Below are 24,069 nucleotides of genomic sequence, written 5' to 3' on the forward strand. Positions count from 1 at the left end.
ATGGCCGACATGCTCAAGGCCAAAATTGGCCACCCCATGGCCGGTGCCAACACCGCTTGGGTGCCCAGCCCCACCGCCGCCACGCTGCATGCCATGCACTACCACCAAGTGGACGTGCCTGCGCTGCAAAAGCAGATGGAAAAAGCCGTGGCCAAGCAAGACGCCAAAACCTTGCGCGAAACCACCCTCAACGCTTTGTTGCAGTTCCCTGTGGTGGCCAAAGACGCGGCCAACTGGTCGGCTGAAGACAAGCAAAAAGAACTCGACAACAACGCCCAAGGCATTTTGGGTTACGTGGTGCGCTGGGTTGACCAAGGCGTGGGCTGCTCCAAGGTGCCCGACATCAACGGCGTGGGCCTGATGGAAGACCGCGCCACGCTGCGCATCAGCAGCCAGCACATGGCCAACTGGATGCAGCACGGCGTGGTGAGCGAAAAGCAAGTCAAGCAAACCATGCAGCGCATGGCCGCTGTGGTGGATGCGCAAAACGCGGGTGACGCGGCTTACCAGCCCATGGCCGGTAACTTTGCCAAGTCTGCGGCTTACAAAGCCGCTTGCGACCTGGTGTTCAAAGGCAAGGCGCAGCCCAGCGGCTACACCGAGCCCCTGCTGCACGCATGGCGCTTGAAGGTCAAGGCGGCCTGAAAGCGCAGGGACCTGACACGGTCCGATGCTTGAAAAAAACGGCTCCCTCGGGAGCCGTTTTGCTGTGTATGGCTGAGAATGGTGTTTTGTGGAGGGCGCGATGCGCTGGATTGACCGGATACCGAAGTCGTTGTTGGTGGCCCTGGCCATTCGCCTGTGGCGTGACGCGCAGCGCCGTCGACTGGCCAAGCACTGAGGACTCAAGGCCATGACCCAGCTGATCATTGACCCTTGCCTCTGCCCTTTGTGTGGGCAACCCAATGCCTGTGCCATGGCTTCTGGTGAAGCAGCGTCTGCGGGCCCTTGCTGGTGCACGCGCGTGCACTTTGGTGCTGACTTGCTGGCGCAGGTGCCCGAAGCGGCACGCAACCGGTCCTGTATTTGTCAGCGCTGCGCCAACCCCACTGAACCGGTGACGAGGGATTGAACCATGTGCCAACTCCTCGGCATGAACTGCAACACCCCCACCGATGTGACCTTCAGCTTCAGCGGCTTCGCGCAGCGCGGTGGCTTGACGGACCACCATGAAGACGGCTGGGGCATCGCCTTTTTTGAAGGGCAGGGCGTGCGCCACTTTGTGGACCACCAAAGCGCCAGCACCTCGCCGATTGCCGATTTGATCCGGCGCTACCCGATCAAAAGCCAAAACGTCATTGCCCACATCCGCAAAGCCACACAAGGCGAGGTGAGTCTGGAAAACTGCCACCCCTTCGTGCGCGAGCTGTGGGGTCGCTACTGGGTGTTTGCGCACAACGGCAATTTGTCCGACTACGCGCCGCGCCTGCATGGCAGCTTCAAGCCCGTGGGCCAAACCGACAGCGAGCGCGCTTTTTGCTGGCTCATGCAGGAGCTCGCCAAGTCGCACGCCAGTGTGCCCAGTGTGCAAGAGCTGTCACTGACGCTGCGCGAGCTGGTGCCGCAGATCGCCCGCTTTGGCACTTTCAACTTTTTGCTGTCCAACGGACAAGCCTTGTGGGCGCACGCCAGCACGAACCTGCACTATGTGCTGCGCAAGCACCCCTTTACCCAAGCCACTTTGAGCGACGAAGACCTGAGCGTGAACTTTGCTGACCACACCCGAGCCAGTGACCGGGTCGCGGTGGTGGTGACCGCGCCTTTGACCACCGATGAGGCCTGGGTGGCTTTTGAGCCTGGCCGCTTGTACACCTTTGAAGGCGGTGACCTGCTGGGGGCATGAAGCCCAGCGGTGTGCGGTGATCGTTTTGTCACAGAAGCGCTTTAACATCGTGGCATGGGAATTCCTTTGAACTTGATAGCACTGCTTGGGCTGCTGCTGGCGCCCACGTTGACGTGGGCTGCCAGGCCCTTCATGACCGACGATGCCCGCATGACCACCGCAGGCAGCTGTCAACTCGAATCTTGGTCACGCCGCGATGCCAACCGCACCGAGCACTGGGCTTTGCCGGCATGCAACCCGACAGGCCGGTTCGAGATCACGGCGGGCGGGGCCGCTTTGCGCGATGCTTCCATGGGCCACAGCATGGATGCTGTGTTGCAAGTCAAAACCCTTTTCAAAACCATGACCCCCAACGGATGGGGTGCGGGCCTGGCGCTGGGCCAATTGCGCCACCGCCCACACACCGATTTGGACTTGGCAAAAGGTCAAACCTATGCGTATGTGCCGGTGTCGGTGTCCTTCATGGACGACCGATGGGTCAGCCACACCAACCTGGGTTGGGCCAGAGACCGGGCCACCGGGCGTGACCAAATCAATTGGGGCATGGGCTTGGAATTTCAGCTCAATGGGCGCTGGATGTGGATTGGCGAAAGCTTTGGCAACGACCGGCAAAAACCGTTTTGGCAAACCGGCCTGCGTTACCAGGTCTTGCCGGGCTTGTTGCAGGTGGATGCCACTTTGGGAGCACCTTGGGGTGGGCCGCAGGTCCAGCGCTCCGATCAGCAGTGGCTGTCCTTGGGCTTGCGCTGGACGCCCGAAAAATTCCCCTGAGCTTTAAAGCGCTGCTGCCACCGCGTCCAAGAACAGCGCGGCCACATCACACCCCATCTGGTCGGTGATTTCCTGAAAGCAGGTGGGGCTGGTCACGTTGATCTCGGTCAGATTCTCGCCAATGATGTCCAGGCCCACCAGCATCAAACCGCGGGCCATCAAGATGGGGCCCAGCGCCTCTGCAATCTCGCGGTCGCGTGCTGAAATGGGCTGGGCCACACCCTTGCCGCCCGCTGCCAAGTTGCCACGCACTTCGCCGCCTTGCGGGATGCGGGCCAGGCAAAAGGGCACCGGCTTGCCCCCGATCAACAGCACGCGCTTGTCGCCTTGCGCGATGCCGGGCAAAAACTTTTGCACCATCACGGTTTGTGCGCCACCCCGGTTGAGGGTTTCGATGATCACGCCCAGGTTCAGGCCGTCTGCACCCACCTTGAAAATGCCCGTGCCGCCCATGCCATCCAGCGGTTTCAAGATGATGGTGCCGTGTTCGGCATGGAAGGCGCGGATATCGGCTTCGCTGCGTGTGACCAGCGTGGGCGCGATGAACTGTGGAAACTCCAGAATCGCCAGCTTTTCGGGGTGATTGCGCAGGGCCGCAGGGCTGTTGAAGACCTTCGCGCCTTCGCGCTCGGCTTGGCTCAGCAGGTGGGTGGCGTAAAAGTATTCACTGTCAAACGGCGGATCGGTGCGCATGATGACCGCGCCAAAATCTTTCAAATTGGCGCGGCGTGTGGCGGTCTGTGTAAACCAAGTGTTTGGCTCGCCCGTCAGGGTGATGTCACGCACTTGGGCTGAGACCGCTTCGCCTTGCTGCCAGCGCACATCGGTCATCTGGCAGGCCACGACCTGGTGGCCGCGTTTTTGCGATTCGCGCATCATCGAAAACGTGGTGTCCTTGTAAATCTTGAAGGACTCGAGTGGGTCGGCAATAAATAGAATGTGCATGGCTGAACTGTCTCACAAAAAAGGTGAAAACCGAGACACCGGAGCGTCTTATTGGAAGGCCACTTCTGCAAAGCTGCGCAGCTTTCTGCTGTGCAATTGTTCGGGGCCAGCGTCGCGCAGCAAAGTCACGGCGCGGATACCAATCTGCAGGTGTTGATTGACCCGCTCGCGGTAGAAATGGTTGGCCATGCCCGGCAGCTTGATCTCGCCGTGCAGGGGTTTATCGCTCACGCACAGCAAGGTGCCATAAGGCACCCGAAAGCGAAAACCGTTGGCAGCGATGGTGGCGCTTTCCATGTCCAAGGCCACGGCACGGCTTTGGCTGAAGCGCCGCTGTGGTTTGTTGTCCGGCAACAGCTCCCAATTGCGGTTGTCGGTGCTGGCCACTGTGCCGGTGCGCATCAGGCGTTTGAGGTCTGCACCATGACAGCCGGTGACCTCGGACACGGCACGCTCGAGCGCCACCTGCACCTCGGCCAGCGCCGGAATCGGCACCCACAGCGGCAGCTCTTCGTCCAGCACATGGTCCTCGCGCACATAGGCGTGGGCCAGCACATAGTCGCCCAGCAGCTGCGTGGTGCGCAGGCCCGCGCAGTGGCCCAGCATCAGCCAAGCGTGCGGGCGCAGCACAGCAATGTGGTCGGTGATGGTTTTGGCATTGGCCGGTCCCACACCGATGTTGACCATGGTGATGCCGCTGTGGCCCTTGCGCACCAAGTGGTAGCCAGGCATCTGCGGCAGGCGCGGCGGTGTTTGGCCTAGGGCGTCCACGTCCTCGGGCGTCAGGCCCACGCGGCGTGTCACCATGTTGCCGGGCTCGACAAAAGCGATGTATTCGCTGCCCGGGTTTTGCATTTCGGTGCGGCCCAGCGCGATGAACTCGTCGATGTAGAACTGGTAATTGGTGAACAGCACGTAGTTCTGAAACCAGCGCGGTGAGGTGCCGGTGTAGTGGCGAAGCCGTTGCAAGGAATAGTCGATGCGGGGCGCGGTGAACAGCGACAGCGGCCTGGCCTCAGAGGCTGCAGGTTCGTGCGTGCCGTTGGCGATGCCGTCGTCCATCGCGGCCAAGTCTGGCAAGTCAAACACCTCGCGCATCAGGGCTTGGCGCTCGGGGCTCAGGCTGCCTTCCATGTGCTCGTCTTCGGCCCAAGAAAAGTGGATGGGAATGGGTTGGTTGCTGGTGCCCACCTGCAAGCTCACGCCATGATTTTGCAGCAGCAACGCCAACTGCTGACGGATGTAGAAGGCGAACAAGTCAGGCCGGGTGAGGGTGGTTTCAAATCGGCCGGGCTCGGCCACAAAGCCATAACTCAGCCGACTGTCCAGCCCCGCGCTTTTGCGGCTGGCGCTGCTGATTTGCACCCGCACAAACGGGTAACAAGCCCGCACCCGGGTGTCTGCCATGTCGGCCCCCGCCACAAACTCTCGCATGGCTTGGCGAAGATGGTTCACGCTGTGCTGGTAAATGTGCTGGATTTGCGCCAAAGCGCTGTCGGCGTCTTGGTGTTCAGAAGGGGCGATGAACGGCGGCAGGTGCTGCATAAGTTTCCTGGACAGGCTGTCTGGCGATGGCGCCCACAAAGTGGGTGCTGGGGTCTTGTGCATTTTGCTGCAATCGCGTGACCCGCGCATGTCGAGGCGCTGTGCATGTTGCCTTGGTGACCACACCATGCTTGCGAGTCGGGCATGCTAAGGCGCACTACCCAGCCCGCACGCGGCGGGTTCACCACTTTCAGGAGACGGTTCATGAGCAAAGCCCGCAAAGTCATCATCACCTGCGCCCCCACGGGCGCCATCCACACGCCCAGCATGTCGCCGCATTTGCCGGTGACGGCCGACGAGATTGCCGACGCCGCGATTGCTGCTGCCGAAGCGGGCGCCGCCATCTTGCACCTGCACGCCCGCGATCCGGCAGACGGTCGCCCGACACAAGACCCGGCATTTTTTGTGCCGTTTTTGCAAAAGATCAAAGCCAGCACCAATGCCGTCATCAACCTGACCACAGGCGGCAGCCCGCACATGACGGTGCACGAGCGCATGCAGCCGGCGCTGACCTTCAAGCCCGAGGTGGCGTCGCTCAACATGGGGTCGATGAACTTTGGTTTGTTCCCCATGCTCGACCGCTTCAAAAACTTTGAACACGAGTGGGAGCGGGCGCACTTGGAAAAAAGCCGCGACCTGGTGTTCAAAAACACCTACAACGACATCGAAACCATTCTGCGCTTGGGCACCGAAAACGGCACCCGTTTCGAGTTCGAGTGCTACGACATCAGCCACCTGTACAACCTGGCACATTTCCGTGACCGGGGGTTGGTCAAAGGGCCTTTGTTTGTGCAATCGGTGTTCGGCATTTTGGGCGGCATCGGCCCGCACCCCGAAGACCTGATGCACATGCGCCGCACCGCCGACCGCTTGTTTGGCAACGATTACCAGTGGTCCATCTTGGGCGCAGGCAAGGGGCAGATTGCGCTGGCCAGCATTGGCGCGGCCATGGGCTCGAACGTGCGTGTGGGCCTGGAAGACTCGCTGTGGATCGGCCCGGGCCAGTTGGCCCAATCCAGTGCACAGCAGGTGCAGCGCATTCGCACCGTGCTCGAAGCGCTGAACTTGGAAATTGCCACCCCCGATGAGGCCCGAAGCATGCTGGCGCTCAAGGGTGGGGATCAGGTGAATTTTTGAGGCTCAGTTGGCGAGGCTGATAGGGGCTTACAGGGGCTTCTTTTTCCACTCGGCATTCTCGAGAAGCCGCGCCAACTCAACCACGCTTTTGACTTGCAACTTGTCATAAATTGCGGCTCTTCGCAATTCAATCGTTCGAACACTGTTACCCAAGATTTCGGCAATGTCTTTGTTTGAAAGCCCTTCAAACAAATGCTCCATGACGAAAAACTCGCGCTCAGTCAACTGCTGGATGCGCTGCTCGACCGACTGCATGTTGGCTTTGCGAATGTATCTTGACCTGGAGTTGTCGAAGTACTCGTGCAGGCGCAAAAGAAGGTCTTCGGCAGAATAGGGTTTGGTGATGAAATCGACAGCACCCTGTTTCAGAACCTTGGTCACCAAAGCAACATCCCCGTGGCCGGTGATGAAAATCACCGGCATAGCAAGGTTCGGATCGATGGCAATCAATTTGTCAAAAACCTCCAACCCATTCATGTCTGGCATGCGCACGTCAAGCAATATGCAGCCTGGGCCATTGAGAAGTTCAGGCTTGGCTTTGATGGCATCAAAAAAAGCAAGGCCACCAGAAAAAAAATAAGAATCGATCCGTTCTGCTTTGAGCAAAAACTCCATGCTCTTAAGCATGCCTGCATCGTCATCTACAGCGATGACGTACGGCGGGGGAAGACCGTTCAAAGGCAGGTTCATGGTGTTCATCATGTGTAACTTTTCGCTGGCAATTCCAGAACGAACCGAGCACCACCAGTTAAGTTGTTGTGCCACATCACAGTGCCGCCTTGTCGCTCAGCGATGGATAAACACAGATTCAAACCAATGCCAAGACCATCTTTTTTGGTGGTAAAAAATGGTTTGAAAAGCGATTTTTTAACCTCCTCAGAAATCCCATGTCCAGAATCAATCACCTCAAACATGACCCTGTGGGTGGTTTCATTCAAACCCGCTTTGATTTGTAAAAACCGAGAAGTTTTTGGCAAATCCCTCATGGCATCCAGCCCATTTTTGGTCAAATTCAAGATGACTTGTTGCAACAGAGCTTTGGAGCAATTGACGACTAAACGGTCTTTGACTTCAATGGTCAGGTTGCTGCCTTGACTTTGCGCTTGGAGTTCCAGAATGGGCCTGAGGTCATTCAGCAGCGCCGCTACATCGATCTGTTCGGACGCAAGTTCTTCTCGGCGAATGAAGTTGCGAATGCTTTTGATGACCTCGGCACCCCGCTCGGCCTCCCGGCGAATCTGAGTCAATCCTTCGAGCAATGCCGGTTCAGGATTGGGCTGTTGTTTGGCAATCTTTTCGGCAGCATAGGCGTAGTTGGATATCGCCCCCAAGGGCTGATTCAATTCGTGCGCGATGGCGGTTGACATTTCGCCGAGTGTCGCAATTCGGGCATCGGACTGCATCTTTTTTTCGATCTCTTCCAGTCGCGATTTGGTCAACTTCCTGTAGCGTAAACCTCGAATCCATAACGAGGCCGAAAGTGCCGCCAAGCCGCCAAGACAAGCGAGCAACCACTGCAAAGCCAATGTTGTGTTGGCCAACGGCGCAGACGCCTTTCCGGACAATGTCAATCGCAAGCCATGGCGCTCGAAAAGCCATTGTTCCGCTGGCCAGAGTGGTTTGGAGGCATCCTGAGGGGTCAAAAGCATGGCCTCTTGGATCACAAGGTCCAGCCCAGACATCACCTCCCTGTCCAAGCTCTCGAGGCTGATCCTGAGCAAATCTGTGGCGGATAATTTGGCAATCAAACCTTGTTTTTGCCCCCAACGCGACACAATGAACAGATCAAAAAAGTGGCCCTCTTGACCGCGCATCGGCTCTGCGTAAATGCTGGAGTAACCGGGACGCCCGGATTTGACAGCCGACTCAAACAATGCCGCGTAACCTGGCGACAACAAGCGGTTTTCAGTGCGAGTGGGTGCTGCGCTCGTCATCAACAAAGCACCCTCGGCATCTCGAATCTCCAAAGCAGAGACAAAGGGGACATCCTCGCGCAGCACTTGAAAGACCGTTGAAAGCTGGCTGTGGGTGTTCACTTCAAGGTAATTGTCTGTGTTGAGTCGCGACTCCAACTCCCCCAGAGTCTGGTCCAAAGCGCGCGAGAGGGCAGGCAAAGCACTCTGGAGAGCCCTTTGCTCCACCAAATGAAGGTACCAACCGCCTGACCAAAAAGCGATCAGCGCGCCAAAGATGCTCAGGCCCAACAACAAAAGGCCCCACAGCGCCTTGGCCGGGTTGAAGGGAGGCCGCGCTAAAGTGGTTTTTTGACTGCTCATGGGGGCACACCTGCAGACCGCAGCCATCGGTTCAGTTCACTGTCCCAACGGTTGACCATTCTTTGACTTTGCTCTTCAGACTCCTTCATGTAGCCGTCGTTGGTCAACAGCAAACGGCTGGTAAAGCCGCTGCGCACACAACCTTGTTGTTCAATGGTCGCCAAATCCAAATAGGTTCGATAGCGGTCCGATTGCAATTGGTAATACTGACTCAGCCCAGTTCGGTAGATTTTGACAATACTCTGTAAATTTTGAGCTTGTTTGCAATTAGGTGACTTCAAAGCATCAAAAAGCAGATTCGATGGCAAGCCCAAACAATATTGAGCTTCTAAGCGGTTGGCTGCAAGTTCATAGGCTGAACCAGAACGAACAAGAGCATCTTGACGGGCCGAGATAACGGCTCTGGCTTGCTCAAAAGCCAGAATGTTGCGAGACAAAGCGGCGTCTTCAATTGGGGGCTTTGAAGGTGTTGCGCGTGAGCAACTTTTACTGAGACGTTCGTAACCCTTCCGCAGTTCCAATAAAACGGCGGACTCGTTGCGTGTCAATTCACCCAGAGATTGGGAGAGCATGTCCCGAAAAAAAACAGGATCTGACAGCTCATTGCCAGTAATCGAAAGTGGCTCTTTTGTTGTTTTTTTAGAGTTTTCGGTAACGTTTATTTGGCTTTGAGCTGCCCATGCAAAACCCACTAAAGCAATTGCGGTGATCAGGTTTCGAACGGTTGTGAAAATCATCTCCAATCAATTCTAGGGCAATCGATTAACTTACCAACTGACAAAAACATATAAATTGACAATCTAACTTGCTCAGTCGTGGGAAAAATGATAAATTTGCGGTAACTACCTAAGTAAAGACCGGATACCGTATGCGTTCAGACCCTAGCCGTGATACACGACAGCTGAGAAAGCCCCAAGAGGTGCTTTCGAATTTGCTGCAAAAAGTCACGCTTGTTCCCGCCCGTTCTTTTTGGGGCATTGTTCTGGCAAGCCTGTTGTTGGCCGACAAGACCTTGGCTGCGCAGAGCACCAATGCACAGAGCAATGAGGACAAGCGTCAAGAGCAGGACACAAGCAAGCTCGACATCCATGATCCAGACGTTGCCCATGGTGGCGCCGAAGAAACCGTTTCACCCGAGCCATTGAATTCTTGGGCCCCTTCTGACCAGTTGGCCGACAAGGGCCAAGCCCTTGCTGTTCATGCAGAGCCTGTGCCACCACTGGCAGACGCCGCGCTGGCCATGTTGGTCGAAAAATGGTTGCGATTGGGTGGAGCACACGCCCAATTCAGCGATGAGGTTGCAACAGGTTCACCCAATAGATCCTCTGCAAATTCCAACCCATCGTCCAACTCGCCCGCTGACGCCCGCCAATCTTTCAGGGACCTTTTCAACGACGAACTTCAGCAGGCTGGCCTTCCAAGTCTTGATGACGCATCAGATGCAGACGTCAAAACGGCCAAAGGCACATTCACCGATGGATTCAACCCCGCCTATTTGTTGGGCCTATTGGGGCTTGGTGGTGGAGGTGGCGGAGCCGCTGCAGCTGTTGCTGGGCCTATGCTGGTCTCGGGTGTCGTGGTCAAGGGCTATTTGCAAGGCTCGCTGGTTTGGCGGGATGGTGATGGGAACGGCAAATTCAACGGCACCTGGGCCGACGATGGCGATGGCATTGTCGAAGAGGGCGAAATCAGTGGCGCAGGGCCGGATAAATACAAAATTACCGATGCGCAAGGCAAATTTTCGGGCCTTGAAGGCTCAGGAGCCATCCACGTTTTGGGGGGTAAAGACATTTACGGTACGGGGCTGGCCTTCACTGGCGTGCTCAGTGCCCCTGACTCCGCCACCGCCATCACGCCGCTCACCACGTTGATCCAAGGCATACGTCAAAGCGGCGAGTCCGCCGACGCTGCGGCGCTTCGACTGGCGAGCCTGCTCAATTTGGGGGGTGATGTTTCTGCTGACGACCTCTTGCGTCTCGACCCGATTTCTGCGGCACTGAGCAGCAACACAAACGCAGCGGCTGCAGAGGCGCTGACCATCTACGGCAAGGCGGCCCAAGTGGCCAACCTCATCGTCGCGGCCACAGCGGCCGTGCAAAAGGCCGCACCTGGCATGAGCCAAATCGAGGCGGCAAGCCAAGTTGTTCAATCCATAGCACTGACACTGGGTGCCCAGACCGGTCCTGTGGCGTTGGCAGGCACGGCCGGTCAGACCTTCATTGCCAATGTGTTCACGCAACTCGACAGCCAGATCAACCTGGACGCCTCGGTTACTGCAGGCGTTGCGACATTGGCTGAACTGTCCCAAGCCATCGCCAGGGTCAACGACAACTTTTCCGACCTCGCGCTCACCGCCAGTGCAGCCAAGGAGGCCTTGACGGCTTTGGTGCAGACCGAATACGTCATACAAAACGATTTGCAGTCGGCCATCTCCGGCAGCACCTTCAGTGCAGCCAATTACACCGAATCTGCCATCGATGCACGGCTGGCACAGGTGGCTTCGGTCGTCGGGCCCATTGCCGCACCAGCTGCCGGACAAAGATCTGCGCCAGGGCGCCCCTACATTGGTCAAGATGTCAGCGACCAGACCAGCGTCGATCCCTACTACCTCGACCCGACAAACACCCTCAGTGGCCTCACTGTGCCGGTCATTGTCGAGTTGTCAACCTCAGGCGCCATAGCGGGCGACACCGTCAAGCTCTACCTCAGCGGTGTCTTGTTGGGACAAAAGGTTTTGACCGGTTCTGACCTGTCTGCTGGGCAGATCTCAGTCATGGTGGACAAAAGCACTTTGGCTGCCAGCCCCCAAGAAACCCTGCTGCGAATCACTGCGCAGGTTGAAACAGCCGCAGGCGTCAAAGGGGTTGATTCCAAAGCCTTTCCCTTAATTTTGGACCGTGGCGTTGTGTCGCCAAGCTTGGCTTTGGACAGCCAAGACACTGGCCTTGCGGGTGACGGCATCACTTCGGTATTGCCCACCATTCAGGTCTCGGGTTTGGAGATCGGTGCGAGCTTGGCGATACGGGTCGTCCGAGTGAACGGGTCGGTCGAGCAACAGCTTGCTCTCATCAACACCACGGCCCCAGCCAGTGACTACAAAGTTTCGCTCAACACCTTGCTTGGACAAACAGCGACGGATGGGACTTACCGGTTGTATGCCTCGCAGACCGACCGTGCTGGCCATGTGTCTTCTGAGCGCAGGCTCGAGGTGCAATACGACGCCACGCCACCCACCATCACCATCAGTGCCAACGCCCAAGTACTGTTAGCGGGCCAGACAGCATTGGTCACCTTCACCCTGAGCGAAGCGTCCAGCGACTTCTCATGGAACGGCTCCAGCGGTGACATCACCTTGACCGGCGGCACCTTGAGTGCTTTGGTGCAAAGCGGCTCCAACCCGTTGGTCTATACCGCCACATTCACGCCTTCGGTCACCGGCAGCAGTGCCAGCATTCGTGTTGACTCTGGCAAATTCAAAGACGCCGCAGGCAACTTCAATCAAGACGGTGCCGACACCAATAATTTGGTGACCTTGGCCATCAACGCCACCACCACGGGAGGGCTCGCGCCGGCCAGCGACAACGCGACAGGCGTAGCCGATGACAACAAAACCAACGACCCCACGCCCGAACTCAGCGGCACAGTGCCAGCGAGCTCAACGGCCACGGTCACGCTGAACGGACAGACTTATCCCGTTACCGTTCAGCCCAACGGCGCTTGGTCGTTCAGCCAGCCTAGCAACCTGCCTGAAGGCACCTACACGCCGGTGCTCAACGTCACCACCAACGGACAAACCGCTTCCACCAACCTGAAACCCTTCACCATCGACACGGCAGCGCCCATAGCGCCGACCATCAACGCGGTGGCGACGGACGACATCATCAACGCCAGCGAGCAAAGCACCACCATCACGGGCACGAACGAGGCAGGCGCCTCGGTGGCCTTGACGATTGGGGGCAACACCCGCGCAGCGACGGTCACGGGCACGAGCTGGAGCTACACCTTGGTGGCCGCCGACATCACGGCCATGGGCCAAGGGGCCAAGACCCTGTCTGTCACGCAAACCGATGCAGCGGGCAACACCAGCGCAGCTGGGACGCGCGCCATCACGGTGGACACGGCAGCGCCTACAGCACCCATCATCAACGCGGTGGCGACGGACGACATCATCAACGCCAGCGAGCAAACCACCACCATCACGGGCACGAACGAGGCGGGCGCCTCGGTGGCCTTGACGATTGGGGGCAACACCCGCGCAGCGACGGTGACGGGCACGAGCTGGAGCTACACCTTGGTGGCCGCCGACATCACGGCCATGGGCCAAGGGGCCGAGACCCTGTCTGTGAGGCAAACCGATGCAGCAGGCAACACCAGTCCGGCTGCAAGCCGCGCCATCGCGGTGAACACCTTGGTGGCAGGAGCGCCAACCATCAACGTGGTGGCGACGGATGACATCATCAACGCCAGCGAGCAAAGCACCACCATCACGGGCACGAACGAGGCAGGCGCCTCAGTGGCCTTGACGATTGGGGGCAACACCCGCGCAGCGACGGTCACGGGCACGAGCTGGAGCTACACCTTGGTGGCCGCCGACATCACGGCCATGGGCCAGGGGGCCGAGACCCTGTCTGCCACGCAAACCGATGCAGCAGGCAATACCAGCGCAGCTGGGACGCGCGCCATCACGGTGAACACGGTAGCGCCCACAGCACCCATCATCAATGCGGTGGCGACGGATGACATCATCAACGCCAGCGAGCAAAGCACCACGATCACCGGCACGAACGAGGCGGGCGCCTCGGTGGCCTTGACGATTGGGGGCAACACCCGCGCAGCGACGGTGACGGGCACAAGCTGGAGCTACACCTTGGTCGCCGCCGACATCGCGGCCATGGGCCAAGGGGCCGAGACCCTGTCTGCCACGCAGACCCTGACCAGCAATGTGAGCGAGGCTGCAACGCGCCCCATCACGGTAGACACAACAGCACCCACCATCAACCTGGCCTCAAGCGCCGATGTGGTGGTGCCCAATGCACAGGTCAGTTCATTTTCCAAAGCGGTGAGCATCGACGGTGCCACATCCACCACGGTACAAGTCTTCGCCAACAACGACCCCACACTGAGCACGCCTTTGCAGCAGCTCACCTATGCCGGTGGACAAATCAGCGGCGACCTGAGTGCCCTGGTCAGCGATGGGCAGGTTCGCGATGTGATGATCCGCATACAGGCACAAGATAGTGCTGGCAACATCACCTCCAAGTTGCTCAGCGTCAACATCGACCGATCCATTCCGACGTTGAGCCTTTCCGCTGTGGCCAGCGACAACACCATCAATTTACAAGAGGCCTTGGCTGGCATCTCCATCAGTGGCAATGCTTCCGGGGTAGAGGACGGCCAAGAAGTCACTCTGCGCTTTTACAGCGACAGCGCGCCGACCACCTTGCTGGAAACGGTCAAGGGCGCAGTCAGCGCAGGCCAGTTTGCGGTCACCGTGCCCAGCACATTGCTCAGCGGCGGTAGCCGCTTGGCCGATGGCAACTACACCCTCAAAGCCGATGTGGCCGATCGGGCCGGTAACCCTGCAACGCAGCAAACGCAGTCGCTGGGCATTGACCTGACACCCCCTGCAGCTGCTACCGTTTTGCTGGCCAGCGACACGGGCACCAACGCTGGCGATGGCATCACCAATTCTGGTGTGGTCAATGTCACGGGTGCACTTGCAGGTTGGTCATTTACCACCAACGGCGGCTCCACTTGGACCACCGCCAGCGATGGCGCTACCAGTTTCACGTTGAGCGCAGGCAACTACGCCAGTCAACGCGTGGGCGTGCGCAATGTGGACGCAGCTGGTAACCAGAGTGATGCTTTTTTGCCTGCGGCCCTCCAGGTCGACAACACGGCTCCGCTGATCAGTTCGGTCTTGGCGCCCGCCAACGCCACCTACACCCTGGGTCAAGTGTTGAGCATCGTGGTGCAGGGCAACGAGCCCATGTTTGTGACCGGAACACCCCGCATTCGTTTGGGCCTGGAGAGTGCCACGTTGCGCTTTGCCACTTACGATGCCGGTTCGGGCACCTCTGCCCTGACTTTCAAATACACCGTGCAAAAGGGCGACCTCGACACCAATGGCATCTCGCTCGTGTCCCTGCAGCTGCCGACTGTTCCTGTTGTGTCCAGTATCACCGATTCTGCCGGCAACAACTTGAACCTCACGTTCAACAACGTGGCCAACCTGAGTGGCGTCACGGTCAACGGCGCGGTGGCGGGTTCTGCGGTAGACGGTTACTTGGTCGATGTACTGGTGTTCGTGGACACCAACAACGACAACACGGTCAACTTGGGCGAAGCCGTGGGCGGCTCGGTGGGTGCGGGTGTGTTCTCGATCCCAGGGGGCAGCGGCCACCTGATCATGCGCGGTGGTGTGGACATTTCAACCGGCCAGCCCTTTTTGGTGCAGTACGAAGCACCCGAGGGCTACACCGTCATCAACCCCGTCAGCACCTTGATATCGCGCTACCAAAGCCGTGGTGGTGCGCAGTACTATTACTTCACCGAAGCAGCGCTGGACGATCCAAACTTTGACCCTTCGGTGACCAGCTTTCGAACCCCCGCCAACCAAACTCAGGCGGGCGTCATCACCCAATTCAACACCAGCACAGCGGCATCAGAAGCGGCCATCGCCAAAGCCCTGGGACTTGTGACGAGCGTTAACCTCAGCAGTTACGACGCGTTTCGCGAAGCCTCGATCAGCGTGGCCAGCTACAGCAGTGCCAGCACAGCCCAAGCCGCCAAGCTCGATGCGGTGACCTACCAAAAGAGCGCGGCCATGCTGGCGGCGCTGTCCGACGTGGGCGGCAGCGTCCTGAACGTCATTGCGGCCAACAAGCCGATCACGCAGACCAGCGTGGCCATGATGAGTGCCATTGCCGAAGTCCTCGCCGTCAACCCAAGCTACAGCATCGCGCAAGTGGTCACGAAAGCGACCGGTTCGGACAGCGTGTCCTCCATCTTGCAAAGTGCGGCCAACGCGCTGGGCATCACGACCCTGACCCTTGCCCAAGCCGACCAACTGGCGCAAGTGATCGCCAAAGCCAACGGCCTGATCTGGGGCCAGCCCACCACCACCATCGATGGCCAAGGCGATGACGCCAAAGACGCTGTGGCCGTGTTGCGCAAAATTGTGCAGGTTCAGCAGGTGGTCCAGGGAGACGCCATCTTGACCAAGTTGGGCGCCTACCTCAACACTGGCAACGCAAGCCCATTGCAAACCTTGTTGAGCGATACCGACAACCAAGGCCTCAAATACTTGGCTGACAACGCCATCGTTGGCCCCATCGTGCCCTCACGTTTTGTGGTCACGTCCAATGCCGCTCAAGATGTCTCTGGCCAGACCCCATACCTGTACGAAGGCGCCAGCGATGGCGCTGACAACACCGTCAGTTTCACCATCAACCGTTCAGGCGGTCTTGATGGCACGGTGGTGCTGCGCTACGACATCAGAGGCTCTGGCACCCTGACAGCCGATCGTTTTGTGTTTTTAGATGCCGACGGCGTTCGCGCCTTGCCGTCTGGTCAAGTCACTTTTGGTCCTGACGAGACCGTCAAGACCATCACAGTCCGACTGGCCAACAACGCGCTAGTCAACGCCAACGAACTGATCACCTTGGTCGTCTCGGACGTGTACGGCAATTCGCAGTTTTCTGACGCAGCTGGCAACATCCTGTCCAGCGGCACCGCCCGTTTGATGCTGTTGGACGACGACCCCAACACACCCCTGGTCAGTGCGCCCGAGTCTCTCGACGCTGCCGCAGGTGTTGCCACATCGGTGCCCGGCTTGGTGGTGGACTACTTCAACCCCAATGCGTTGCTCACCGTCACGGCCACAGCCACAGGTGGACTCATCAGCCAAAACGGCTTGGACTTTGCAACTGTCCAAACCCTCACAGGCACGCTCGATGCCATCAACGCCAACTTGGCCTTGCTCGAAATGCGTGCCACAGTGGGCCAGACATCGGCCAAGATCCATTTGGATGTCACGCCGCAAGGCCGCACCAACGTGGTGGGCTCCATCGACGTTCCTGTGACGGTGCACAACTCCGCCACCTTGGCCGTGACCGCCAGTCAAAACGTGGTGGCCGCAACGCGATCAGCCTTGGCCCCCATCACGGTGTCGGATCTGGACTCCGACGTGCTGCGAGTGACACTCGACAGCACCAATGGCAGCCTAGACTTGGCGCAGACCCAGGGACTTTTTGTCAACAAAAACGCCAACGGTACATCTTGGGTCGTTGAAGGTCTCAAGTCCGATTTGAACGCCGCTCTGTCGCAGGTCTTTTTCACGGCGCAAGCCGGTCGCAGTGCGGCCGGTGTCACGGTCACTGTCAGCGACAACGACGCTTTGACGCCAGAGACCCCCAGCACCATCAGCCTGCGGGTGGCATCTGCCCCCCCCACCGCAGCAGTGCCCAACCAATACATGGCCAAGGTGGGTGTGCCCACCTTGCTGTCGGGCTTCACCGTGGCGGATGCCGACAGCAGCTCGGTCACCCTCACCCTGTCCGCGAGCACTGGATCTTTGGGCCTTCCCGTCACCTTGCAATCGGGCGTGGTACTCAGAAGCCAAACGACCAACACCTTGGTGCTGTCGGGCAGTCCTGCCAACCTCCAGGCTGCGCTGCCCACGCTGATCTATACATCGCCCTTGACCAATGCGACACCACCAACGCTCACCATGACGGTCAGCGATGGTGTCAACGCAGCGGTGACCAGGTCCATCACGGTGAGCTTGGTGGACAACGCAGCCCCAGAGGCCGGGGGCGATCTTTCCCGCAGCGCCGTAGAAGACACCCCCATCAGCTTGCGGCTGGCGCCGACCACGCTGTCCAACGAAGACGGACCCACACCGCAGCAAATCCGAATCATGTCGGTCACGGGTGGCACGATCACGGCAGCCGACGGCAGCCCTATATCGATGGGCTCAGCGGGCCGATTGCTGAATTTGGTTTCAGGCGGGGTTGATGTCAACTTCTCACCCGAGGCCAACCGCAACGCCAACGCGCAGATCACCTATGTTGTGGTGGACCCGGTGCTCAACACCCTCAACTCTGCTGCATCGACGGTGACCGTGTCCATCACGGCCGTCAACGACCGTCCTGTGCTTTTCTTGTCGCCTGCGGCAGTCACCTTTGTAGAAAACACCGCAGCCGGCGCGGCCATTGCCCCTTCTTTGTCCATCACCGACATCGATTCCACTTCTCTGTCCTTGGCGAGAGTGAGCTTCAGTGCTGGCAAGGCAAGCGGCGACAGCCTTGATGTGGACCTGACCGGAACCACTGGGCTCACCAAATCGTTTGACAGCAGCGGGAACCTGACCATTTCGGGCGCCGCCTCACTCGATGTTTACCGCCAAGTGTTGCAAAAGGTCGTCTTCCTCAATGGCGATGACGACTTGGCCACCGGCCAGCGCAGCTTCCACATCACCGTCACCGACAACAGCGGCGCTGCCAGCACGGCTGCCAGCCTGGTGCAGACCCGCACCATCCAGGTGCAAGGCGTCAACGATGCGCCAGTGGTGTTGCCCACCACGGTGACCGCCAGCTTTGCAGAATCGGCCACCTTGACCAAGACGGCGGCCAGCACCACGCTGTCGCCCTCGCTCCAGCTGTCGGATCCCGACGGCAGCAGCAGCCTCATGGCCTCGGCCACGGTGCGCTTTAGCGTGGGTTACCGTGCCGGTGAAGACAGCTTGGGGGTCACCGCCACGCTGCCTTCTGGCATCACCAGCAGTTTTGATGTCACGACTGGCGTGCTGACCCTGACAGGTCAAGGCAGCATGACGGTTTACCAAGGCTTGTTGAGCTCTGTGGCTTACCAAAACCTGTCGGCAGCCCCATCCAGCCATGCGCGCCAGATCCAGGTCAGCGTCACCGATGCGGCCGGCGCCACAGGTGTACAGGCCCAGCCCATTGCCTTGAGCATCACAACATTTGACGATGCGCCCGCAGTGGATCTGAACGGCGTGTTGAACGCCGGTCTGAACACCAGCACAGAAGCCATCGGTTCCGTCTTGACCGGGGTGTCCACCTATTCCTCACCGATCGCCACCAGCTTGGCGCCATCGGCCAGCTTGTCCGATCTGGACAGCAGCAGGGCGCAGCAAATGGTCGTCAGGCTGCTGAGCCCCCAAACCTTCACCGCCACATCGTTTGCGGACAAACTCGTCCTCAGCGACGCTGCTAAAACCGCCGCTGCGGCTGCCGGTCTTCTGGTCAGCGGCGAAAACACCGCCACCCTCACCATCACCTCCACCACGGGCGATCAACGCCTGCTGGCCAACTACGAGTCTGTGCTCAAAGGCGTGCAAGTCATGTCGGCCTTCACCACGGGCTCACGCACTGTGGACGTGTTGTTGTTCGCCACACCTGCCCAAGTGACGGCCCAAACAGCCGCCGCCAGTGCGCAGGTTTCGGTCAATTTGGTTTCAGCCCCCTTCGCTTCCGTTTCGGAGTTGACCAGCACCTTGGTGTTGGTGGGTTCCCCCGGGGCCAGCACCGTTTCGGCCGATCTCGCCTCTGCTGTCGTGGCCACAGAAACCGGCCGCATGAATGTGAACAACATCTTCAGGGCGGTGAACATCGATGCCAGTGCGGTCAACCGCTCTGGCATGACCGGATTAACGTTGACCGGCTCGTCGGCTGGCAACACCTCTGCCAACACCATCATCGGCTCATCCGGTGACGATCTCATTGTTGGGGGAGGTGTCGACACAGCAGTACAACCCACTGGGGTGGATGTTTTGGTGGGTGGCGCGGGTGCAGACGTCTTCCGTGTGACCTTGGCCCAATTGGCCCAAGGTCCTGTCAATTTGCGCATTTATGGCGGTGCAGCCACTTACGACGCCACGGCCACGACCACGGACCAACGCTGGACTGCTGGCGCCGACACGGCCACCGACCTGCTCGAAATCCAAGGCAGCACCGGCGGCACCTTGAACGCTTCGGTTTGGACCAATGGCACCCTGACCGGCATCGAAGGCGCCCGCGTGGTGGGCACCGGCAACTACGTGCTGAACGGCAGCGCTGCAGGCAATATTTTGCAAGGCGGCACAGGAGCTGACACCCTGATCGGCGGTTTGGGCGCTGACACGCTGACTGGCGGCTCTGGCAACGACCGTTTTGTATTTGCCGCAGCCGACACCGGCCTGGTGTCTGCAGGCGCCAGCGGCTTGGACAGCATCACCGACTTGTCTGTGGGCGATGTGATTGTGCTGCCCACGGGCTTGAGCTGGCTGGGTGCACGCAGCGCCACCACCGGCGTGAATGCCGCGCTGGAGGCATGGTTCCGCCCCGAGGACACCACACTCTATTTTGAAACCGCCGAGGGCATCCGCGGCATCTTGCTGCCCGCTTCGGCCGCTGCCAAGACCTGGTCTGCCCCTGTGAGTACAGCCAGCGGTGTTGAGATCACCGTTCTGCCCGGCGCCCCCGGAGCGCCTGATCTGATCGCCTCCAGCGACACGGGCGCTTTCAGCGATGACAACATCACCCGCCTGACGGCCCCCACATTCAGCATCAGCCTGGCCAATACCGGCGCGTTGGTCGACAACCAAGTGCGTCTTTATGCCCAAGCCACGGGCGGCAACACCGTGTTGGTCGGCGTCAAAACCGTGACTTCGGCAGATTTGTCTGCAGGGGCCATCCAAGTCAGGGTGGGCGACACCGTCAATGGGGTCACGCTGGCACAAAGCAGCTTGGCCCCGCTGAACGTCAACCAAAGCTACACCCTCACGGCCACGCAGATGTCTGGTGCCATGGAGTCGGGTGCCTCTGCGGCGCTCTCGGGCCTCAAAACCGACACCTCCGGCCCCACGGTCACTTGGTCCATCGTGCCGACCACCATCAAGGTGGGTGAAACTGCCGCCGTGACCCTCACATTCAACGAAGAGGTTGCGGGCTTCGATGTGTCCGACTTGAACCTCGCCGGTGGCGCTTTCAGTGGCTTGACCACCGCAGATGGCGGCAAGACCTGGACCACCACGCTCACCCCCACGGCCAACCTGGACAGCGCCAACTACACGCTCGCCTTGGCCAACAGCTACACCGACCTGGCCGGCAACGTCGGCACAGCGGCCACCAGTGCCAGTTTCACGGTGGACACCAAGTTGCCAACGGCAACCCTGACGCTCTCAAGCACCTTGGTCAAAGCGGGTGAAGCAGCCACCTTGACGGTCAGCTTCTCCGAAGCGGTGAATGGATTTTCCAACACCGACCTGACCGTACAAGGCGGCTCAGTGGGGACCCTCACCAGCGCTGACGGCGGCAAGACCTGGACAGGCACATTCACACCTGGACCCAATGCCGAACTGACGGGCCAACGCGTCTCACTTACTGGTGCTTACACCGACATCGCGGGCAACACCGGCGACACCTCGGCGCAAACCACCCCGTACGCCATCGACACCAAAGCCCCTGTGGCCACCGTGTCGGTCAATCAGACTGCCTTGAAGGCCAATGAAACCGCATTGGTCACCATCACGTTCACAGAAGCCGTCACAGGCTTTACCAATGCCGACCTCACGGTGCAAGGCGGCACGCTCAGCCCCGTGGCCTCTAGCGACGGCGGCAAAACCTGGACGGCCACGTTCACGCCTGCCGCCCCCAGCGAATCGGCCACCAACACCATCAGCCTGGCCAACACCTACACCGACCAGGCGGGCAATGCCGGCAACACAGCCAACAGTGGCAACTACAGCATCGACACGCGCAGCCCCACAGCGACCATCGCCTTGTCGAGCAACAACATCAAAGCGGGCGACACCCCCAGTGTGACCATCACCTTCAGCGAAGCGGTCACCGGCTTTGCTGCCTCTGACCTCACGGTGCAAGGCGGCACGATCAGCAACCTGACCCAAAACGGCCTGGTCTGGACCGGCACTTTCAATCCGGGTACCGATGTGCAGGCTGTGGGCCGACAGATTTCCCTCACGGGCGCCTATGCCGACACGGCGGGCAATGCCGGCCAATCGGCGGCATCGTCAACCTATGTGGTGGACACGCGCGCACCCAGCGCCACCATCGCGGTGGACAAGTCCACGCTCAAGACCGGCGACACAGCCGCAGTCACCATCACCTTCAACGAGGTGGTCAGTGGCTTCAGCAACACCGATTTGTCGGTGCAAGGCGGCACGCTTTCTGCCGTGGCCACCGCCGACGGCGGCAGAACCTGGACAGCCACTTTCACGCCTGCAGTTGGCGTCACATCGGCCACCAACGCCATCACCCTGGGCACGGCTTATACCGACCTCTTGGGCAATGCCGGCCAAGTGGGCAGCAGTGCCAGCTATGCCGTGGACACCCAAGCGCCAACAGCCACCATTGCCTTGTCCAGCAGCGCCATCAAGGCAGGCGACACACCGACGGTGACCGTCACCTTCAACGAAGCGGTCACCGGATTCACCCATACCGACTTGACCGTACAAGGCGGCACCGTCGGCACACTCAGCACCGCCAATGGGGGCATTACCTGGACAGGCAGCTTCACGCCAGCGGTCAACGCTGAGCTGGCGGGCCAGCGCGTCTCGCTCACCGGGGCCTACACCGACATCGCGGGCAACACCGGCACCACGGGCGCCCTCAGCGCGGCCTATGTCATCGACAGCAAAGCCCCTACCGTGAGCAGCATGGCGCTGAGCCAGTCCACGTTCAAGGCTGGACAAACCGGCGCCTTGTCTTTGGTGTTCTCTGAAGCGGTGACAGGCCTCACCGCCGCGGACTTCACAGCACAAGGCGGTGCGCTCAGCAACTTGGCCACCACAGATGGCGGCAAAACCTGGGCAGCGCTTTTCACGCCAACAGCATCGATCGAGGCGGGCGTCAACACCATCAGCCTGACCAACAACAGCTTCACCGACCTGTTGGGCAACACCGGCACCGGGGCGGCCACGGCCAGTTACAGCATCGATACCAAGTTGCCTGTGGCCACAGTCACGTCGGCACCCGAAGCGGCCACCTACGGCTTGGCCCGAGTGATCAACTTCAGTCTGCAATTTGATGCCGTGCTCACAGTGGGCGCCAACGCCAGCCTGCAGCTGCAGCTCAACAACCCGACAGGTCCTGCCAGCATCGTCAGCGCCGTGTTGGTGCCTGGCAGTGTTGTGGTCAACAGCGGCGCCAACACCACCCAAGCCAGCTTTACTTTCACCGTCACATCCACTGACGCTGCCACATCGGGCATCACCTTGTTGGGATTTGCCGGCAGCATTGCCGACTTGGCAGGCAACAACGTGGCAGCCCTGAACTCCACGCTGGCCAACGTCAAGCTCGACCCCACGGTCACCAACGCGCCACCCACGTCAAGCCATGACTTGGTGGCTGTGACCGAAGACATCGCTCAAGTCTTGACCGCAACCGACTTTGGTGTCTTTGCAGACCAAGACCCAGCCGACACCTTCGCTGGCGTGCAGATCACCAGCCTGCCTGGGCAAGGCGTGCTCAGCCTCAATGGCGTGGCCGTGGTGGCACCACTGGCCATCGGCATCGCCGACATCAACGCCGGCAGGCTGGTTTACACCCCTGCGCTCAACGCCAACGCGGACCAGAGCTTCAGCTTCAAGGTGCAAGACTCGCAGGGCGAATTCAGCGTTGCGGCTTACACCCTGACACTCGACCTGATGGCGGTGAACGATTTGCCAGTGGTCAGCAACCAAGCTGCTGCTCGCGCCGGTACCGTCACCGAGGCTGGCTCGCAAGACAACGGCGCCGCTACAGCTGGCACCAGCACCGTGTCTGGCACCTTGACGGCCACCGATGTGGACGCCAACGCCACGCAGGCCTGGAGCATCCAAGGCACGCCTTCGGCCACCTACGGCGCGATCGCCATCAACCCCACCACTGGGGTGTGGACCTACACGCTCAACAACAACCTGACGGCCACACAGGCGCTCAAAGAAAACGAGACCGTCACGCAGACCTACACGGCCCGCGTCACGGACGACTTGGGCGGCTTCGTTGACCAAACCATCACGGTCACCATCAACGGTACGAACGACGTGCCAGTGGTCAGCAACGCCGCTGGTGCGCTGGCTGGCACGGTTGTGGAGGCTGGCTCGCAAGACGACGGCACGGTGGCCTCTGGCACCAGCACCGTGTCTGGCACCTTGACGGCCACCGACGTGGACGCAGGCGCGACCCAGACTTGGAGCATCCAAGGCACGCCTTCGGCCACCTACGGCACGATCGCCATCAACCCCACCACAGGCGTGTGGACCTACACGCTCAACAACGGCTTGGCGGCCACTCAGGCGCTCAATGAAGGCCAGACCGTCACGCAGACCTACACGGCCCGCGTCGCGGACGACTTTGGCGGCTACGTTGACCAGACCATCACGGTCACCATCAACGGCACGAACGACGTGCCAGTGGTCAGCAACCAAGCTGCCGCCCGCGCCGGCACCGTCACTGAGGCCGGTCATCTCGACAACGGCACCGCAGTGGCTGGCACCAGCACCGTGTCTGGCACCTTGACGGCCACCGACGTGGACGCAGGCGCGACCCA

Annotated in this window: 10 protein-coding genes and 1 pseudogene; 6 read left to right on the forward strand and 5 right to left on the reverse strand. The window is 59.8% G+C overall.

Annotated features, from left to right (window positions below; all coding sequences use genetic code 11):
- The 4 genes and pseudogenes from Q1M54_RS15600 to Q1M54_RS15615 all read left to right on the forward strand — a co-directional run.
- Positions 1 to 645: pseudogene (locus tag Q1M54_RS15600) on the forward strand (malate synthase G); the annotation flags it as partial.
- Positions 646 to 853: 208 nt separating this feature from the next.
- A complete protein-coding gene (locus Q1M54_RS15605) occupies positions 854 to 1,072 on the forward strand; it encodes a cysteine-rich CWC family protein (protein ID WP_300559168.1) in 219 nt (72 codons plus the stop codon).
- A 3-nt stretch (positions 1,073 to 1,075) separates the two neighbouring features.
- Entirely contained in the window at positions 1,076 to 1,843 is a 768-nt protein-coding gene (locus Q1M54_RS15610; protein ID WP_300559170.1) for a class II glutamine amidotransferase, read from the forward strand.
- Between the two features lie 54 nt (positions 1,844 to 1,897).
- A complete protein-coding gene (locus Q1M54_RS15615; protein WP_300559172.1) occupies positions 1,898 to 2,614 on the forward strand; it encodes a hypothetical protein in 717 nt (238 codons plus the stop codon).
- Positions 2,615 to 2,617: 3 nt separating this feature from the next.
- Here the strand turns inward: Q1M54_RS15615 and gshB are convergent, their stop codons facing one another.
- Positions 2,618 to 3,559 carry a glutathione synthase gene (gshB, locus tag Q1M54_RS15620; RefSeq protein ID WP_300559174.1) on the reverse strand — a complete coding sequence of 314 codons (942 nt, stop codon included), beginning with the start codon at positions 3,557 to 3,559 and terminating at the stop codon, positions 2,618 to 2,620.
- Between the two features lie 48 nt (positions 3,560 to 3,607).
- Positions 3,608 to 5,104, reverse strand: coding sequence for an AMP nucleosidase (locus tag Q1M54_RS15625; protein ID WP_300559176.1), 1,497 nt, complete (start codon positions 5,102 to 5,104; stop codon positions 3,608 to 3,610).
- Positions 5,105 to 5,308: 204 nt separating this feature from the next.
- Between Q1M54_RS15625 and Q1M54_RS15630 the strand changes: the two genes are divergently transcribed.
- Positions 5,309 to 6,241 carry a 3-keto-5-aminohexanoate cleavage protein gene (locus tag Q1M54_RS15630; protein WP_300559179.1) on the forward strand — a complete coding sequence of 311 codons (933 nt, stop codon included), beginning with the start codon at positions 5,309 to 5,311 and terminating at the stop codon, positions 6,239 to 6,241.
- Positions 6,242 to 6,268: 27 nt separating this feature from the next.
- Here Q1M54_RS15630 and Q1M54_RS15635 read toward each other — a convergent pair whose 3' ends face one another.
- The 3 genes from Q1M54_RS15635 to Q1M54_RS15645 all read right to left on the reverse strand — a co-directional run bounded on the left by Q1M54_RS15635 (position 6,269) and on the right by Q1M54_RS15645 (position 9,254).
- Entirely contained in the window at positions 6,269 to 6,931 is a 663-nt protein-coding gene (locus tag Q1M54_RS15635; protein WP_300559181.1) for a response regulator, read from the reverse strand.
- Positions 6,932 to 6,939: 8 nt separating this feature from the next.
- On the reverse strand, positions 6,940 to 8,055 hold the full coding sequence (locus Q1M54_RS15640) for an ATP-binding protein (protein ID WP_300559184.1): 1,116 nt from the start codon (positions 8,053 to 8,055) through the stop codon (positions 6,940 to 6,942).
- A gap of 458 nt (positions 8,056 to 8,513) precedes the next feature.
- Positions 8,514 to 9,254 (reverse strand): hypothetical protein, encoded by a 741-nt coding sequence (locus Q1M54_RS15645; protein ID WP_300559186.1) that lies wholly within the window; start codon positions 9,252 to 9,254, stop codon positions 8,514 to 8,516.
- A gap of 131 nt (positions 9,255 to 9,385) precedes the next feature.
- Here Q1M54_RS15645 and Q1M54_RS15650 point away from each other — a divergent pair.
- The coding region (locus Q1M54_RS15650; protein WP_300559188.1) for an Ig-like domain-containing protein at positions 9,386 to 24,069 on the forward strand (14,684 nt) is incomplete at its 3' end.

Origin of the sequence: Limnohabitans sp. Rim8, from assembly GCF_943326455.1 — a bacterium.
Classification (GTDB): Bacteria; Pseudomonadota; Gammaproteobacteria; order Burkholderiales; family Burkholderiaceae_C; genus Limnohabitans_A.

What these genes read in the sequence shown, in the direction of transcription:
- gshB (WP_300559174.1), bottom strand. Translation starts at nt 3,559, where the DNA reads ATGCACATTCTATTTATTGCCGACCCACTCGAGTCCTTCAAGATTTAC.
- Q1M54_RS15610 (WP_300559170.1), top strand. Translation starts at nt 1,076, where the DNA reads ATGTGCCAACTCCTCGGCATGAACTGCAACACCCCCACCGATGTGACC.
- Q1M54_RS15605 (WP_300559168.1), top strand. Translation starts at nt 854, where the DNA reads ATGACCCAGCTGATCATTGACCCTTGCCTCTGCCCTTTGTGTGGGCAA.
- Q1M54_RS15630 (WP_300559179.1), top strand. Translation starts at nt 5,309, where the DNA reads ATGAGCAAAGCCCGCAAAGTCATCATCACCTGCGCCCCCACGGGCGCC.
- Q1M54_RS15615 (WP_300559172.1), top strand. Translation starts at nt 1,898, where the DNA reads ATGGGAATTCCTTTGAACTTGATAGCACTGCTTGGGCTGCTGCTGGCG.
- Q1M54_RS15640 (WP_300559184.1), bottom strand. Translation starts at nt 8,055, where the DNA reads ATGCGCGGTCAAGAGGGCCACTTTTTTGATCTGTTCATTGTGTCGCGT.
- Q1M54_RS15635 (WP_300559181.1), bottom strand. Translation starts at nt 6,931, where the DNA reads ATGAACCTGCCTTTGAACGGTCTTCCCCCGCCGTACGTCATCGCTGTA.
- Q1M54_RS15645 (WP_300559186.1), bottom strand. Translation starts at nt 9,254, where the DNA reads ATGATTTTCACAACCGTTCGAAACCTGATCACCGCAATTGCTTTAGTG.
- Q1M54_RS15625 (WP_300559176.1), bottom strand. Translation starts at nt 5,104, where the DNA reads ATGCAGCACCTGCCGCCGTTCATCGCCCCTTCTGAACACCAAGACGCC.